Raw genomic sequence first — 16,068 nt, forward strand, 5'->3', positions numbered from 1 at the left:
TCTGGCTAATTGTCTATGCGGCCCGCGCCAGCGCTGGCGGAACATAAATAGACAGTGGCATCGATGGCGGTTTTATCGAAAAATTCATGTTCAACAGCGGCAACGACAGCGTCGGTCAGTTCATGATCGACTAAAGCCACCACGCAGCCGTCGGTCATGCGGATACCGCCACGCTCGCCAATCACTTGGCTGACAATCTCAACTAAAGTATCAAATTCGGGCAGTGTCACTTCAAAATCATCCCGCAGTGAAACATGGGATTCCGCCATTAAGCGGCTGAATTTTTCAATGTTATTTTGCTCTAACGCGCGTGCAGCACTTAGGGTTCTTTGGTTTTCTGTGACTACGTGTTTCGCTCTGCGATATAACACTTCATCTAAATCGGCTTTTGCGCTTTCTAATCGACGTAAATCGAGGTGACGCAGTGCATCTAAGCCAAAGTATTCTGCCGCTTGGGCGCATTCATTGCGACGTTGTTGATTGGTGGCGGCTAAACGTTGTTTCTCAATATGGGCATCTATGATGATAAGGCTTAGGTTTTCTGGGATAGGAATGGCTTCACTGTCCAGATCTAAGCAGTCAATCAGTAGTGCGTGGTCTTGCTCACCCATAGCGCTGCACATTTGATCCATGATGCCACAGGCCGATTCAACATACCTGTGCTCGCCGCGCTGTGCGAGTTGCGCTACCGCCATTGGCGATAAATGCAGTTGGCTGGTATCACTGATGGCAGTGCCGAAGGCGACAACGAGGGCACCCGAGGAGGATAAACCTGCTGCAAGTGGCACATCGCCCACAATGGCTAAGTCTAAGCCCTTGGCTAATAAACCCGTTTGCGCCATAGCCGCAGTAAAACCTTTGAGGTAATTCACCCAGCCATCTTGCGGGTCCATGTCGTTTTCTTGACCGAAGGTCCACTCTTTAATTTGTCCGGGGAAGGCATCGGCAACGGCACGAAACTTAGTGTCGTCACGGCGTTTTACCGCAATCACTGTATGAAAATTAATGGCCGCGGGGAGTACAAAACCGTCGTTGTAATCCGTGTATTCACCGATCAGATTGACGCGCCCAGGGGCTTGATATAAATCGTCGGCTTTAGTGCCAAAGGTTTGGACAAATAACTTTGTGGCGCGCTGCGCAGGGTTTGACATGCTGTAAAAAATTCCAAAAAAGCTGAGCTAATTTCGTTACCGTCATCGATTTATATCACGACTGAGTCGGTGATGTAACTGAGATTTTTTGCTGAAATGGCGATAGGTTGTAAGGAGAAAATCGATACTGTAATAGGAAGTCAAAATAGCGTATTCAGTGCGTTATCTAGTCGATTGATTTGTAAAGATTAGTCAGTAGTTAGTTGGATGCCGCACAAACTTGCAGAAGAGGTTACTGCTTGTTTGTGCGGCCTATTATGGCGTGATTTTAATTCAATGCAGCATTAGCAGGCACTTAACTATTGGACTCTGCATTAATCTTAGGATCAGCCACTTGCGCTGTTTCTTCCGCTTGCGCGGTGTTTTTCTCTGAGTCTTGCAACAGCTCGTAAATCACATGATCCACAAAACCGGCACCGGCGGCTTCGTACAGGTTGTAAACACTGTGTACGCCGGATTCTCGAAGCGCCGCGGCGTCGTCACTGTACTGCACAATCGCGCTGATCTTGCCTTGATAATTCAGTTTTTTAAGTTGCTCAACCGCAAACATATTTCCCGCGTGGTGCGGCATGGCCAGCAGCACTAATTCAAGATTCGGTGCTCTGTCGAGCTTCTCCCAAAAGTCGGTATCCGAGGCATCACCTTGTACTACGTTGCGGCCCTTGGCTTTATGTAAGTCGACTATGTCTTGCTTGTGCTCAATGCCGAGAATTTCGCCGTCAAATTGCTCCCTGAGTTCATCGTAGGCGCCGCTACCAATACGGCCCATACCTAAAATTAAGAAGCGTGGATTGCCAATGGCGATCGGTCTGTCTTCTGGATGCAATGGGCGTTTTTCAAGCTTGATTAAACGCTGTTGGAATCGTTGATAGATGTTACCTACGGTAGCGTTAAGCGGCGCGGCGAGTAAAAAGCTAAAGCTTAATGCCACGGCGATGATCACTAGCCACTCGGGAGGTAACCAGCCTTTATAGGTGGCAACGGCGGCGACAATCAAACCGAATTCACTGAAGTTACCTAGGTTGAACGAGCCTAACATAGAGGTACGTGAACGCAGCTTAAAGCGGGTAAGAATGTAGACAAACAGCAGGATTTTAAGTGGCACTAACAGCACTAACAGCGCCGCGAGCACGATATCCGATACCGTAGGTAAGCCGTTGAGCCCAATGGTTAAGAAGAAGGCGACGAGGAAAAGTTCTTTAAAATAGAACAGGGATTTTGCCAGCTCAGAGGACTTTTTGTGGCCCGCCAACAAGATACCGATAATCAGTGCGCCGAGATCGGGTTTTAAGCCAACAGACTCAAATAACCAAGCGCCAACCACGAGTGCCATTACTAGACCAAAAAGGACTAACAGTTCACCGTGGCCAACACGGTCGAAGGCTTTATAAATGAGCGGCTTAGCCAGTGGTAGTAAGAGTAATGCGAAGGCCCATACCGAAGGTACATCGCCCTTAGAAATGGTTAAAAACAGTACGGCGAAGATATCCTGCATAATCAAGATACCAATGGCGACTCGGCCGTAGAGGGATTGGACGTCGCCCTTATCTTCTAACACTTTGACCGCAAATACGGTACTGGAGAAGCTTAACGCGAAGGCGATTAACGTCAGTTGCTCAAGGTTAAGACTGGTGAGTTGGCTTAAACCTAGTAAGCCGAAGAGTTTCAGAATCGGTACAAAAATCACGATCGAGAGTATTAAGTGCACACTCGAACCCGCCCACACTTCGGCCTTGAACAGGCTGCGAATATCGAGTTTTAAACCAATCGCAAACAACAGCAAAGTTACGCCTAGGCTGGCGAGTTCTTGCAGCAATGGTAGGCTTTCTTTATCTATCCCTAGGACGAATAGTACAAAGCCCGCCACTAAGTAGCCGATGAGCGGTGGCAGTCCTATACGGCTGACGAGCATGCCGCAGATGAGTGTGATAATGAGGATACCGGGTTCCATGATGCTCCAATCTAAAAAGTCCAAAATAGTGACTGATTGTATAAGAAATCTATGACACTGGAACAAAAAAGCGGACTTTTAATGAAAAAAGTCCGCTTTTTATTGGTGTTGCGGCAAATACACTCGCCGGTTAAAACCTGCGCGAGTGAAATTGCTTTAGTGGTCTAAGTCTAAACCGTGACTATTTCACCAGATGATCTAAATGGGCGGCAAAATCTTTAGGGCCCATAAAACCAGTCACACGTAAATCTTCCCTTTGCTCGCCTTGTTCGTTAAACATCAACAAGGTAGGCAAACCGAGCACATTGTATTTTTCGAGTAAGGCCACATCGACCTTATCACTCTTAGTCACATCTGCTTGCAGTAGCACGATTTTATTCATGCGGGCTAACACGTCAGCATCCTTAAAGGTGATGGCTTCGAACTCTTTACAGGCAACACACCAATCGGCGTAGAGATCTAGCATCACAGGCTTACCTTGGGCGGCTGCTGCGGCGATTTCTTGCTCAAGATCTTTAATGGATTTAATCCGTTTAAAGCCATGGGCTTCTTCAGTTGTCGCCGCAGTGCCTACGGGATTGTGATTAAAACCTAAGTGGCCCATCACAGCTTGGAATCCATAGGAGAAACTCGCCAGTAGCGTCAGAGTTAATAGCACTGAACGGACAGTTTGTTTCCAGTTGAAGGGACTGAGTTTGTTCTGATGCATCAAGTAGCCGGTGAAGCTCACGCCCCACAGTGACCAAAGCACATCGGATACCACGCCCGTCCAAATGCGACCGAGCATTACGATAGACACAGCGATCAACAGGAAGCCGAAGACGGTTTTGATGATGTCCATCCAAGCGCCTGCTCTGGGTAATAATTTACCGCCAGAGGTGCCGATAATCAGCAGAGGTAAACCCATGCCCATACTCAGCACATACAGGGCTAAGAAGCCTTGGAGTAAGTCGCCGGTTTGCGCCACATAAACGAGCGCACCCGATAGCGGCGCGGTAGTGCAAGGTGATGCGACCAGACCTGAAATCACGCCCATCAAGAATACGCCAACTAAGTTGCCGCCTTTTTGGTTGTTCGATACTGAGTTCATCTTCTCCTGCCAGCTCGATGGCAGTTTTAAATCGTACAGGCCAAACATAGATAAGCTGAGCACAAAGAACAGAATCGCCAGAACCACTAACACGGCGGGATGTTGCAATGCCGCTTGGTATTTCAGTCCTGCCGATGCGACCACTAAACCTAAGATAGAGTAAGTGATTGCCATGCCTTGGACGTAGGCCATAGACAAGGTAAAGGCTTTCGCGGTTGAGAGTTTTTGCCCTTGGCCAACAATAATGCCAGACAAAATCGGGTACATAGGGAACACGCAGGGCGTTAATGCCAGACCGACACCTAGACCAAAGAAGATCACTAAGGTCCAAATCAGGCTGTCGTTTGACAGCATTTGGCTCAGGGTATCTTGCTGAGTAATAGGTTGGGTATTGGCTTTATCGGCCGTGCTCGGTTCAATGCTGGCTGACTCAGTGCTGGCAGGCTCTGCTGCGGCGGTCGATTCGCTCGCTTCGGCACCTGCGATTAAGCCATCGTTGGCGGCAATCGCTTTTAGCACCACGTCACGTTTGGTCGGTGGATAACACAACTTGCCTTCGGCGCAGCCCATAAAAGTGACGGTAAGCGTGGCATTTTCATCGGCCTGTTTCAGTGCAACGGGAATATCCACATAGGTGTAATAGACTTCTTGCTCGCCAAAATACTCATCTTCATGGGGCTTGCCCTTGGGCAGCGCCACTGTGCCTAGCTCGGCGCCATTGACAGTAAACTTAAGCTTGTCGCGGTACATGTAGTAACCGTCGGCAATCACCCAATTGAGTTTGACCTGATTACCTTCTTGCTTGAAATCGAAGGCAAAGGCTTGATCGACAGGCATCAATTCCGGTTCACTCTTCATGAAGTCGAATTTGTTACCGAAAACTCCTTCACTGTGCGCTAATGGCGTGAGGAGCAATAAAGACGTGAAAATAAGGCTGAGTAGTTTTTTCATGGCTGAGTGTTGTCTTTTATCCAATCTAAGTAGGCTGGTAGCCCGTGGGTCACAGGCACGGCAATAATTTCTGGTACTTGATAAGGGTGGAGTCTAAGCACAAGTTGTTCTAACTCTGAATATCGACTTTGTAAACATTTAATCTGTAAGCTAAATTCTTGTTCTTCACAGATTTTCCCTTCCCAAGCATAAATTGAACGTATCGGGGCGGAGATATGAACACAAGCGGCAATACGCGACTCAACTAAAGCCCGAGCCAAGGTATTGGCTTGTACTTCATCGGGGCAGGTAGTGCTAACCATTAAATACTGATGCTGCATGGTATTAGGTATCGTCTCTTAAGAATCTTAAAGTTCGCTTAAGCCAACTGAGTTAGGCTACTTTACGTGTTTTAATGGTCTCATACATTAGCGCGTTAACAAAAGGGTGAGCTAAATATCAGTTGTTAAATCCGTTGCTCAATCAGAGGTTATTAGCCCCTTAGTCTGTCGCAATGCTTAGCCTGACTTGAATTAAGACCGGATAGTCCCCATTTAGTTTACACAGATAGTCAGATAAACCTGAGGTCGGTATGTTTTTCATTATATTTTTACTCTTTGTGCTGATCCCAGTAATAGAGCTGTCGGTGCTGATCCGTGTGGGTGAAGTGCTTGGCACTTGGACTACCATAGGTTTAGTGCTGTTTACCGCCGTGCTCGGGGTCTCTTTGGTTCGCAGCCAAGGTTTAAGCACCTTAATGCAAGTACAGCAAAAACTTGCTCGCGGTGAAGCGCCGGGGCAAGAAATCGTCGAAGGCATGATGTTAGCCATGGCGGGTATTTTACTGGTGATCCCCGGTTTTGTGACCGATGCCATTGGCCTGTTATTGCTGACGCCATTCACCCGTCGTCCCATTGCTGCCTTGCTGTTTAAGCGCATGCAGTTGCGCGTTGTAGCGGGGTTACAGGGCGGAATGCACGGCGGCTTTCAAGCGGGCCAAAGTCCCTTTGGGCCTAAGCCGCAGGACCCATTTGGCCAAGCGCCGTTTGATGATAGCGTGAAGAAAGACGGTAATGTGTTTGAGGGCGACTTCGAACATAAAGTCGATCCAAGTGATATCAAGCCCGCGAGTCATCAGCTGCCTGATAAAGATCAGAATAAAGAACAAGGTAACGCGCAGGATAGAGATCCTAAGCCTTAGTCTGTTATGGTCTAGCTAATTTGATTTACGCGTTTATTCGTTTGAGCTTCTACCCAAACCTCGCTTCAATACCAGCGGCCTTCAGAATCCTCTGAGCTACGCCGCTGGTGCTTTTTTTCCACTCGTTATAAAAATTCCACTGAGTTGAGAAAGGCTTCTGCGGTGCGACGGTTTTGGCCATTGTCGTCATAGCTGGCGGTTAAAATCAGCAGGTGATTATTGTAGGCATAGGCATGCTGCACTAAGGTGCCGAGATCCTTACCCATATCCATACTGATCTCATAACCCCGCTGCCCGCCGTGTTCGATATAACCGCGCGTCAATTTCAGCTCATCTGTTCCCTGCATCTCTTTAAACTTTTTTGCTAGCGTGTTGGTGTCATCGAAGGAAAGCTCAGTAATGTCTTCCTCATCTATAGTTTCAAACTGGGAGCTGTAGGCGATAACGCTCAATACCAGCGGTTCTTGAGCTTGTTTTTGAGTGGTGATGGTTTCAACGCTGACCTGTCCCGAGTTTTTATGTAGCGCCTTAGGATTAGGTAACATGTGCACTTTCACGGGGACAGAAGTTAATACATGGGATTCGAGGGGTTTGACTGCATACCATTTTTGATACGCCATAAAAACGAGGCCGAGCAGCACAGCTAGCTTGATGAGCTTCATATAACTTCCTTATTTAATAATCACTTCCTTGAGCCTGTCGCTCGCCATCAAGTGTAAATGGCAAGTCAGATAAGCGCAACAGATCGCAATAGCTAGGGTGGGACATGTATTAGAAATGACCAGCCAGCCACGAGTGACTGACCGGCCGCGCCGGGAAGCGTTTTTGGAACAATTGCGGAGCTAAAAAGTTGAGTGTTATTTGTTAGGTGACTCACCTCCTATCGCTGTCGCTTTAATATTGAATACTAGGCTGTACATCACTGGCAGTACTATGAGTGTCAGCAGTGAAGCAAAACCGAGACCGAAGATAATCGTAATCGCCATTGAACCAAAAAAGGCGTCTGAGATCAGTGGGATCATCCCGAGCATAGTGGTTATCGCCGCCATCATGACGGGGCGCACGCGGCTGACACAGGAATCGACCAAGGCGAAATAGGCGGGTTTACCTTCACTGAGTTCGAGGTTGATTTGATCGACCAAGACGATACCGTTTTTAATCACCATGCCCGATAAACTCAGCAGGCCGAGCAGCGCCATAAAGCTGAAAGGTGCGTCGAATAACAAGAGTCCCGCAGACACACCAATCAAGGCCAAGGGCACAGTAAACCAGATCACTAAGGGCTGACGCACTGAGTTGAATAGGAATACGGTGATTAAAAACATCGCCAGATAACCCATGGGAATCGAGCTGAATACCGCGGTTTGCGCTTCGCCTGCGGTTTCAAATTCACCGCCCCATTCCAAGTGATAACCTGCGGGCAGGCTGATCGCTTCTACCTTGTCTTTCACTTTACGCAGTACAGAGTCGGCGGTTTCATCACTGCCAAGCTTAGGATCGGCCATCACAGCGAGCATACGCATACGATCTCGGCGCATCACCAGCGGGTTTTCCCACTCAGTGTTAAAGCTACTCACCACTTGGGTGGCAGGCACAAAGGTGTTGTGTTCGCTACTCCAAATTTGCAACTTCCACAGGCTGTCGGCCTGCAAACGTTCTTCGGCGGGCGCTCTGGCGACGATGGGCAACAAGTGGCTGGTTTCTCGGTATAAACCAATTTGCTTACCGCTAAAGTTAACCAATAGGGCATTGTCGAGATCTTGCTTACTGATCCCCGTTTCCCGCGCTTGGGCATTTTCCAGCTGTGGACGGATCAAGGGCACTTGATTACGCCAGTTGTGACGTATGCCATCCATGCTCGGTTCGGCGTGGAAAATGGCCTCGGCTTGGGCGCCTAAAGCGCGCAGCACTTCAGGATTATCACCGTAGAAGCGTGCCTCAATTTTAGCGGCGGGCGAAGGGCCGTTCTCCATGTTTTTCAAGCGATATTGCGCCTGTGGGAAACGTTGATTTAACAAGGTTTCTAACTCTGGCATATAGGCTTTAACGGCGTCTAGATCTTGCATTTCGACTATCAACTGGGCAAAGGCGGGATAGCCTTTTTCTGGCTGATAGGGCAGGACGAAACGCTGCGAGCCTTGGCCGATAACGCTGGTTAAGTGTTTCAACCCAATATCTTTTTGCTCGTTCTGTTGCAGTAACTGGCGCTCAATATCGGCAGTAAAACGTTCGGTCGCCTTAATGTCCGTGCCTTCTGGCATCCAGATATCCACAAAGAAAATCGGCGTGTTAGAGGCAGGGAAGAACACATTCTTGATATGACCAAAGCCCACTACAGCGCTGAACAGCATGGCTATAACCAGCAGAATACTCACTAATCTAAAGCGCAGCGCTAGGGTTAAACTTGCGCGATATAAGCTGAAGAACCAGCCCTTGTAAGGGTCTTGGGCTTCTTCGTCGCTCGGCGCATCCTTAAATAACAGATGGCAGAAGAACGGCGTTAAGGTGATGGCGGTGATCCAACTGATAAACAGCGAAATCATCAACACTTGGAATAAAGAACGGCAGAATTCACCTGCGGCATTTTGCGATAAGCCAATGGGCGCAAAGGCAATAATGGCAATTACAGTCGCGCCCAATAGCGGCCACTGGGTTTGAGCCACAATTTGCTTCGCCGCTTCGAGACGGGTTTTACCACGGCGCAGGCCAATCAAAATACCTTCGGTGACCACAATCGCGTTATCGACCAACATGCCAAGGGCGATAATGAGTGCGCCGAGGGAGATGAGTTGCAGCTCAATCCCCAGCACTTTCATCACGATAAAGGTACCCAAAATCGTCAGCAGTAAGATCAGGCCCATCAACATACCCGAGCGCAGCCCCATAAACAGCAGGAGCACGGCGATCACGATAGCAATCGATTCTAATAAGTTGATTAAGAAGCCATTGACTGTCTCATCGACCGCCTGACTCTGATTGTAAACCGTCGCTAAATTCATGCCGATTGGGCGTTGGGATTCAAGCTCGGCTAAACGGTCACTGACCTTTTGTCCAACTTCAACCACGTTCACGCCACTAGAGAAAGAAATCCCCAGTGATAACGCCGCTTCGCCCTTGTTGTGGTAAAGCACATTCGGGGTTTCGTCGTAATCCTTTTCGATATTGGCAATGTCGCCAAGGTAAATCAGCTCAGTGCTACCCGGTGGGCTGACAATCAAGCGCGCCAGATCCTGCACATTGCTAAATTCGCCCGTGGGATGAATGCGAATACGGTTATCGCCAATCACTAAGCTGCCCGCGTTGGAGACCACGTTTTGATTGTTCACTAAACCATAGATGTAGCTTTGATCTAATCCTAGTGCCGATAGTTTTTGCTGGGAGATTTCAATCACGACTTGCTCGGTGACGTTGCCCGCAACTGAAACTTTTTTCACCCCGGGCACGAGCACGAGTTCACGGCGCAGATAGTCGGCGTAATTGCTTAACTCGCGGTTGCTGTAATCGGGGCCTGAGAGATTAAATAAAATGCCATACACATCGCCAAAGTCGTCCATCACCTGCGGCGCAGTGGTGCCCGGAGGCAAGTTGCCCGCCGTGTCGTTGACCTTACGACGCACTTCATCCCACACCTGTGGCAGGGTGGTTTTGTCGTAGCTTTCTTTAATCTCGATTTGGATTTGTGACAGGCCCGCACTGTTAATCGAGGTCACATGCTTAATGGCATCGAGTTGCTGCAGGGCATCTTCGAGCGGCAGCGTGACTTCTTCTTCAACTTGCTCAGGTGATGCGCCGGGATAAGCCGTGATCACTAGGGCTTCTTTAATGGTGAATTCGGGGAATTCCAATTGCCCCAAACCGGTAAAACTCACGCCGCCACCCACGAGTAGCAGCAACACAAACATCCAACTGATGACTTTGTGGCGTATCGAATACTCTGCAATGTTCATCAATTACACCCCACGCTGCCAGCGTAGTGGTTTGACTTTCATGCCAGCGGATAATTGAGACACCCCAGCGCTAACGATAAGGTCGCCCTTGTTGATACCCGTTAAAATCTCAACACCTTGGTTATTTACGCGTCCTAGGGTCACCATAGTGGGTTTGACTTCACCCGATTGGGTTTGATAAACCCACACTTGCACTTGGCCATCTTGATCGCGTTTATCGATGGCGGTTACGGGCACTATGCTGGATGCAAGGGCGCTTGGATCTTTAACTAAGGCTAAGGTTAACTCGGCGCTCATCCCAGGAAGTAATTGAATATCTTGGGGTTGAGGCAATGAAAATACCACTTCATAGGCTTGAGTACCTGGGGTGACTTGGGTGGAGTATTCTTTAAATTTGGCGTCGAAACTCTGCTCGGGAAAGGCGCTAAAACGCACCTTAGCCGTAAAGTGAGCTTGATCTGTATATTGCTTTAACCCCGCCGCCATCGCCTCGGGCACTTGAATGCTCACATCGAGCAAGTTGTTGTTTTGCAGTGTTAACACCCCTTGATTGGCCTGCACGATTTGGTGGTTATCCACTAAACGTTTAGCAATCGTGCCGCTAAAGGGCGCGGTTAAGCGGGTGTAACTCAGCTGATCGCGTGCTGCCGCAAGGGCGGCCTTGGCCGATTTGAGCTGCGCCTGCGTACTATCAAACTCAGATTGTGAAATCAGCTTACGATTGAGCAGCTCGACCTTACGTTTAAAGTCGGCGGCTAACAGTTCGTGCTCGGCCTCACGGGTCATTAAGTTATTTTTGGCATCCCTGTCGTCAAGCTGGGCGAGCAGGCTACCTTGAGCGACTCTTTGGCCTTCGACTAATGTCAGTTCGGTTAATTGCCCTGAAATACGGAACGACAATTCGGCGCGGCTGTTAGCGGCAACGCGGGCAGGAAATGTTCTAAAATCTCCAGCTTCTACGTTGAGCACTTCAAACAGTTTAACCGGACGGACAGTGTCCACTTGTACTGAACTTTCCGCAGGCGAACAACCACTGAGCAGGGCTGGAAGCAGCATTGCCAGTTGCAAGAGTCGATATGATTTCATGGTGGCGATTTCCTAGTTAACAAGTTGTCAGCATTTCTGGGCGCGAAGATACCAGCTAAAGTAGTTGCAATAAACGGGATACTTTGGGATTATCAGTCCCACATAATGAGATTGAACTTAAGGTCAAAATGAAGACAGAGGACTTAGCGTTATTCCACAGAATTGCTGAAACCGGTAGTTTGATTGAAGCGGCTGATTTGCTTAACTTGCCCAAATCGACTGTCAGTCGGCGTTTGCAAGCCTTGGAAGATGAGCTGAATATTAAATTGTTCCACCGCCAGAGCCGCTCCATGACGCTCACGTCTGCAGGTAGCCATTTTTACCAGCGCTCGCAAAACATTCTGGCCCAGCTCGATGAAACCCTATTCGAAATGACCAATGATGATGCTGAGATCAGCGGGCATCTGCGCATTCAAATGTTCCCCATCCATAGCATGAAAATCTTGATGCAAGCCATTTTCCGCTTTATGGATATGCACCCAAAACTCACCTTAGAAGTCATCAGCAGCTCAGAATCCGTCGATATGGTGAAACATAATCTCGATGTGGCCTTTGTGGTTGAGCCTGCGTTGGATACCTTAGATTTAGTGGTGCGGCCGATTTTTACCACTGACTTACGTTTTTACGCCAGTCCGCAATATTTAGCGGTACACGGCACACCTAAAACACCGAAAGAGATTGAAGCGCATAATGTGTCTATGTTCCGTTTATCCAACGGCAAAATTTTTAATGAGTTATTTATCGGTTCAGAACAAGAGGTGAGAGTCAGAGGCAATTTCTGCTCGAACAGTATTGAAGTGGCGGTTGAGTTTGGATTGCAAGGGCGCGGTATCGTGTATGCGCCTGCTGAAGTCGTGGATGAATATGTGCAAAGCGGTGAGCTAGTGACTCTGTTACCTGAAATCCAGCCCCATCAAGGCGAATGTTTCTTAGCTTATCCATCAAGACGTTACGTGAGTTTAGCCTGTCGACGCTTTATCGACTACATAATGCAAGAGTTAGTGCCAAATGGCGTGCCGATCAACATGAGCGAGCAAGGCCCACGTCGATCCTGCAAAGCCTCTTCAGAAGCGTTTTCAGATGATGTTTTGCCACTTTCTAGGCAAAAAATCGAACTCGTTTCCCTTTAGCTCATGGCGTTAGCGGTTGTGACCTTTGTCGGTTCACAGATCCGCTGCGCCAGCCAGTAACAGGCAATCCCCATCAAAATATTGGTCACAGGCAGCGCCAGCAGCAGGCCTTTAACGTCACCTATATAGGATCCTAAAGCCGCCAGCGGCAGCATAAGTAGCACTAAGCGGCACAGGTTGATCACCAGTGAACTCATAGGTCTGTGGTAAGCATTGAGCGAGGTCGCCACAATAATCACTATGCCCAAAGGGCCGTAGGCGCAGGGCAGCACTAAGATGTAAAAACTCAACCACTCGATCACCAGCGGATCGGTACTGAATAAGTGCGCAATAGGCTCAGCTAAAAAGATCAGCGGGATATAGAGTAAGGTTTGGAAAACAAAAATAAATTTTATCGATAATAGCAGGGCTTCTTTCGCTCTTTGTGGCTGTCCTGCCCCTAAGTTTTGCGCGATAAAGGGCATTAGGCTCGACGACAGTGCCATCACTACTATTAACAGCACTGACTCTAAGCGAGTCCCAGCCCCAAAGGCTGCCACTGCGCTATGGTCGATATGCGCCAACATCGCCATGATAACGGCATTGGCTAATGGATTGATTAAATTCATCAAGGCGGCGGGTTGGGCGATATGGGCTAATTTAGTCCAGTTGGCGCGCATTCTGTCGATGTCAAAGGCCGCCCATTCGAGCATCTTGCGCCTAACAATCAACAAATAGCCCGACAAAGATAAGGCAATCAACCAAGCGAATAGGGTTGCTATCGCGGCGCCTTGGATTTCTAAGCGCGGAAACGGCCCAATACCGAAGATAAGTAATGGATCGAGGATAAGGTTAATGACTGCCGCTAGCGCCATAATCATCGCAGGCGAGCGGGTATCACCGGTGGAACGTAAGCCCTGATTGCCCACCATCAACAACACCAGCAGCGGCGCACCGACATACCAGTAAATCATATAGTCGTGGATCAGTGGCAAGCTGTCATCGTTTGCCCCGAGTAAGCGAAACAGTGGCTCGATAAAAATGCTACCCAGGGCGGCTAAACTGGCAATCAAGCCAAAGGTCAGTAATAAGGCATCATGCAAGAATACTTTGGCCTTGTGGGCATTACCCGAGCCGATAAGTCGGCCTAAATTGGTCGAGACTCCAGCACCAATACCAATGGCGATACTCGAGATCACTAAGGTCACCGGAAAGGTAAAACTGATGGCGGCTAAGGCTTCGGTGCCCAATTGGCTGATAAAAAAAGTGTCAGCGAGGCTGAAACCTAGAATGGTCATAATGCCAATTAAGTTGGGGAGGCTCATGTTGAGCAGTACACGACCAATTGGCGCGGTGAGCAGCCCGTGTCTGTCTTTCATGGAAAAATAGTGCCTTGTTAGCGAGCGGAGGCGAGATTCTAGCAGGATTGTGCGGACTTGAAAAAACCGACATCAAAAAATTGAAGTTTTTTTTATAAATGCCCTTGGATCTCGACACTATCAGCCCCATATCTCAGACAGCAAAAGAGCAGACTCAGGTGTCTGTTTTTTTAATCACAAATAGGCTCGATTGTAGGGCATCAAATCATTAGGAGAGTTCATAGATGAATATTCGTCCATTACATGACCGCGTAATCGTTAAGCGTCTAGAAGTTGAATCAACATCAGCGGGTGGCATAGTACTGACCGGTAGCGCCGCTGAAAAATCAACTCGCGGTGAAATCCTTGCTGTGGGCAATGGCCGTATCTTAGAAAATGGCACAGTTAAACCACTGGATGTCAAAGTGGGTGACGTGGTGATCTTCAATGAAGGTTACGGCGTTAAGAAAGAAAAAATCGACGGACAAGAAGTTTTGATCCTGTCGGAAGCTGACCTGATGGCAGTAGTGGGTTAATCCTCAGCATCAATTCGACATTCCAATTAATCATTAAAAATTTAAAGGATAATCAAGATGGCAGCTAAAGAAGTTGTATTTGGTAATGACGCTCGCGTAAGAATGCTGGCTGGCGTAAACATTCTCGCAAACGCAGTGAAAGTGACCTTAGGCCCTAAAGGCCGTAACGTGGTATTAGACAAAAGCTTTGGCTCACCACTGATCACTAAAGACGGTGTGTCTGTTGCCAAAGAAATCGAGTTAGAAGACAAATTCGAAAACATGGGCGCGCAAATGGTGAAAGAAGTTGCTTCTAAAGCCAACGACGCCGCCGGTGATGGTACTACTACTGCAACTGTACTGGCTCAAGCCATTGTTGTTGAAGGCTTAAAAGCCGTTGCAGCCGGTATGAACCCAATGGATCTGAAGCGCGGTATCGACAAAGCTGTTATCGCTGCAGTTGCTGAATTAAAAGCCTTATCACAACCTTGTGCAGATTCAAAAGCGATTGCACAAGTTGCGACTATCTCTGCAAACTCTGACGAATCTATCGGCGAAATCATCGCAACTGCGATGGAAAAAGTCGGCAAAGAAGGCGTGATCACAGTTGAAGAAGGCCAAGCGTTAGAAAACGAATTGGACGTAGTAGAAGGTATGCAGTTTGACCGTGGCTACCTATCTCCATACTTCATCAACAAGCCAGAAACTGGCAGCGTTGAATTAGATCACCCATTCGTACTGTTAGTAGACAAGAAAATCTCTAACATTCGCGAACTGTTACCTATCCTTGAAGGTCTGGCAAAAACCGGTAAGCCATTGCTTATCGTTGCTGAAGACGTTGAAGGCGAAGCATTAGCAACTTTAGTTGTGAACAACATGCGCGGTATCGTGAAAGTGGCTGCCGTTAAAGCACCTGGCTTTGGCGATCGTCGTAAGGCAATGCTGCAAGACGTAGCAATCCTGACTGGCGGTACTGTTATTGCTGAAGAAATCGGCCTAGAGCTTGAAAAAGCAACCCTGGAAGATTTAGGTACAGCTAAGCGTGTTGTGATCACTAAAGACAACACCACCATCATCGATGGTAACGGCGAGCAAACACAAATTGCTGCTCGTGTAAGCCAAATCAAACAACAAGTTGAAGAATCAACTTCTGACTACGACAAAGAAAAACTGCAAGAGCGTATGGCTAAACTAGCTGGCGGCGTAGCAGTCATCAAAGTTGGCGCAGCGACTGAAGTTGAAATGAAAGAGAAAAAAGCCCGCGTTGAAGATGCTCTGCATGCAACTCGCGCTGCGGTAGAAGAAGGCGTGGTTCCTGGCGGCGGTGTTGCTCTGGTTCGCGTAGCTTCTAAGATCGCTGAAGTTGAAGTATTAAACGAAGACCAAAAACACGGTGTGGTTATCGCACTGCGTGCAATGGAAGCGCCACTGCGTCAAATCGCCACAAACGCGGGTGAAGAAGCGTCAGTTGTTGCTAACACAGTGAAGAACGGCAGCGGTAACTATGGTTACAACGCCGGCAACGACACTTACGGTGACATGTTAGAAATGGGTATCCTTGACCCAACTAAAGTGACCCGTTGTGCATTGCAATTCGCTGCGTCAATCGCAGGTCTGATGATCACTACAGAAGCTATGGTTGCTGAAATTCCACAAAATGCTAGCCAAGATATGGGCGGTATGGGTGGCATGGGCGGAATGGGCGGCATGATGTAATCTTACTGGTCTAA

The 16,068-nt window shown here is 48.3% G+C and carries 12 protein-coding genes; 4 read left to right on the forward strand and 8 right to left on the reverse strand.

What is annotated here, in order from left to right; genetic code table 11:
* Window positions 1-5 precede the first annotated feature (5 nt).
* The 4 genes from galK to cutA all read right to left on the reverse strand — a co-directional run bounded on the left by galK (window position 6) and on the right by cutA (window position 5,463).
* Window positions 6-1,151, reverse strand: a complete 1,146-nt coding sequence (gene galK, locus Q4Q46_RS11940) for a galactokinase (protein WP_106649368.1) — start codon at window positions 1,149-1,151, stop codon at window positions 6-8.
* 295 nt (window positions 1,152-1,446) lie between these two features.
* Entirely contained in the window at window positions 1,447-3,102 is a 1,656-nt protein-coding gene (locus tag Q4Q46_RS11945) for a cation:proton antiporter domain-containing protein (protein WP_311906036.1), read from the reverse strand.
* Window positions 3,103-3,283: 181 nt separating this feature from the next.
* Window positions 3,284-5,143 carry a protein-disulfide reductase DsbD gene (locus Q4Q46_RS11950; protein WP_311906037.1) on the reverse strand — a complete coding sequence of 620 codons (1,860 nt, stop codon included), beginning with the start codon at window positions 5,141-5,143 and terminating at the stop codon, window positions 3,284-3,286.
* Window positions 5,140-5,463, reverse strand: coding sequence for a divalent-cation tolerance protein CutA (gene cutA / locus Q4Q46_RS11955; protein ID WP_012088202.1), 324 nt, complete (start codon window positions 5,461-5,463; stop codon window positions 5,140-5,142). Before cutA ends, Q4Q46_RS11950 begins: the two co-directional genes overlap by 4 nt.
* Window positions 5,464-5,714: 251 nt before the next feature.
* Between cutA and Q4Q46_RS11960 the strand changes: the two genes are divergently transcribed.
* Window positions 5,715-6,323 (forward strand): FxsA family protein, encoded by a 609-nt coding sequence (locus tag Q4Q46_RS11960; protein WP_311906038.1) that lies wholly within the window; start codon window positions 5,715-5,717, stop codon window positions 6,321-6,323.
* A 125-nt stretch (window positions 6,324-6,448) separates the two neighbouring features.
* Here Q4Q46_RS11960 and Q4Q46_RS11965 read toward each other — a convergent pair whose 3' ends face one another.
* From Q4Q46_RS11965 to Q4Q46_RS11975, 3 genes are all read right to left on the reverse strand, one after another.
* The gene (locus tag Q4Q46_RS11965; protein ID WP_012088204.1) at window positions 6,449-6,985 is read right to left on the reverse strand and encodes a hypothetical protein; all 537 of its coding nucleotides are present in this window, start codon (window positions 6,983-6,985) and stop codon (window positions 6,449-6,451) included.
* 195 nt (window positions 6,986-7,180) lie between these two features.
* Window positions 7,181-10,270: an efflux RND transporter permease subunit gene (locus tag Q4Q46_RS11970; RefSeq protein WP_311906039.1), complete on the reverse strand. Its 3,090-nt coding sequence runs from the start codon at window positions 10,268-10,270 to the stop codon at window positions 7,181-7,183.
* Window positions 10,271-10,273: 3 nt separating this feature from the next.
* Entirely contained in the window at window positions 10,274-11,356 is a 1,083-nt protein-coding gene (locus Q4Q46_RS11975; RefSeq protein WP_311906040.1) for an efflux RND transporter periplasmic adaptor subunit, read from the reverse strand.
* 128 nt (window positions 11,357-11,484) lie between these two features.
* Here Q4Q46_RS11975 and Q4Q46_RS11980 point away from each other — a divergent pair, with 128 nt between their 5' ends.
* Window positions 11,485-12,486, forward strand: a complete 1,002-nt coding sequence (locus Q4Q46_RS11980; protein WP_311906041.1) for a LysR family transcriptional regulator — start codon at window positions 11,485-11,487, stop codon at window positions 12,484-12,486.
* Here Q4Q46_RS11980 and Q4Q46_RS11985 read toward each other — a convergent pair.
* A complete protein-coding gene (locus tag Q4Q46_RS11985) occupies window positions 12,483-13,844 on the reverse strand; it encodes an MATE family efflux transporter (RefSeq protein WP_115335563.1) in 1,362 nt (453 codons plus the stop codon). The two genes, Q4Q46_RS11980 and Q4Q46_RS11985, sit on opposite strands and share 4 nt — an antisense overlap.
* 224 nt (window positions 13,845-14,068) lie before the next feature.
* Here Q4Q46_RS11985 and Q4Q46_RS11990 point away from each other — a divergent pair, with 224 nt between their 5' ends.
* Both Q4Q46_RS11990 and groL read left to right on the forward strand, forming a co-directional pair.
* Window positions 14,069-14,359 carry a co-chaperone GroES gene (locus Q4Q46_RS11990; protein WP_006086113.1) on the forward strand — a complete coding sequence of 97 codons (291 nt, stop codon included), beginning with the start codon at window positions 14,069-14,071 and terminating at the stop codon, window positions 14,357-14,359.
* A gap of 57 nt (window positions 14,360-14,416) precedes the next feature.
* Window positions 14,417-16,054: a chaperonin GroEL gene (groL, locus tag Q4Q46_RS11995; RefSeq protein ID WP_006086112.1), complete on the forward strand. Its 1,638-nt coding sequence runs from the start codon at window positions 14,417-14,419 to the stop codon at window positions 16,052-16,054.
* Window positions 16,055-16,068: the final 14 nt, after the last annotated feature.

Source organism: Shewanella vaxholmensis (genome assembly GCF_031932135.1).
Taxonomy (GTDB): Bacteria; Pseudomonadota; Gammaproteobacteria; order Enterobacterales; family Shewanellaceae; genus Shewanella; species Shewanella hafniensis.

What these genes read in the sequence shown, in the direction of transcription:
- Q4Q46_RS11960 (WP_311906038.1), top strand. Translation starts at nt 5,715, where the DNA reads ATGTTTTTCATTATATTTTTACTCTTTGTGCTGATCCCAGTAATAGAG.
- groL (WP_006086112.1), top strand. Translation starts at nt 14,417, where the DNA reads ATGGCAGCTAAAGAAGTTGTATTTGGTAATGACGCTCGCGTAAGAATG.
- galK (WP_106649368.1), bottom strand. Translation starts at nt 1,151, where the DNA reads ATGTCAAACCCTGCGCAGCGCGCCACAAAGTTATTTGTCCAAACCTTT.
- Q4Q46_RS11985 (WP_115335563.1), bottom strand. Translation starts at nt 13,844, where the DNA reads ATGAAAGACAGACACGGGCTGCTCACCGCGCCAATTGGTCGTGTACTG.
- Q4Q46_RS11980 (WP_311906041.1), top strand. Translation starts at nt 11,485, where the DNA reads ATGAAGACAGAGGACTTAGCGTTATTCCACAGAATTGCTGAAACCGGT.
- Q4Q46_RS11945 (WP_311906036.1), bottom strand. Translation starts at nt 3,102, where the DNA reads ATGGAACCCGGTATCCTCATTATCACACTCATCTGCGGCATGCTCGTC.
- Q4Q46_RS11990 (WP_006086113.1), top strand. Translation starts at nt 14,069, where the DNA reads ATGAATATTCGTCCATTACATGACCGCGTAATCGTTAAGCGTCTAGAA.
- Q4Q46_RS11965 (WP_012088204.1), bottom strand. Translation starts at nt 6,985, where the DNA reads ATGAAGCTCATCAAGCTAGCTGTGCTGCTCGGCCTCGTTTTTATGGCG.
- Q4Q46_RS11970 (WP_311906039.1), bottom strand. Translation starts at nt 10,270, where the DNA reads ATGAACATTGCAGAGTATTCGATACGCCACAAAGTCATCAGTTGGATG.
- Q4Q46_RS11975 (WP_311906040.1), bottom strand. Translation starts at nt 11,356, where the DNA reads ATGAAATCATATCGACTCTTGCAACTGGCAATGCTGCTTCCAGCCCTG.
- Q4Q46_RS11950 (WP_311906037.1), bottom strand. Translation starts at nt 5,143, where the DNA reads ATGAAAAAACTACTCAGCCTTATTTTCACGTCTTTATTGCTCCTCACG.
- cutA (WP_012088202.1), bottom strand. Translation starts at nt 5,463, where the DNA reads ATGCAGCATCAGTATTTAATGGTTAGCACTACCTGCCCCGATGAAGTA.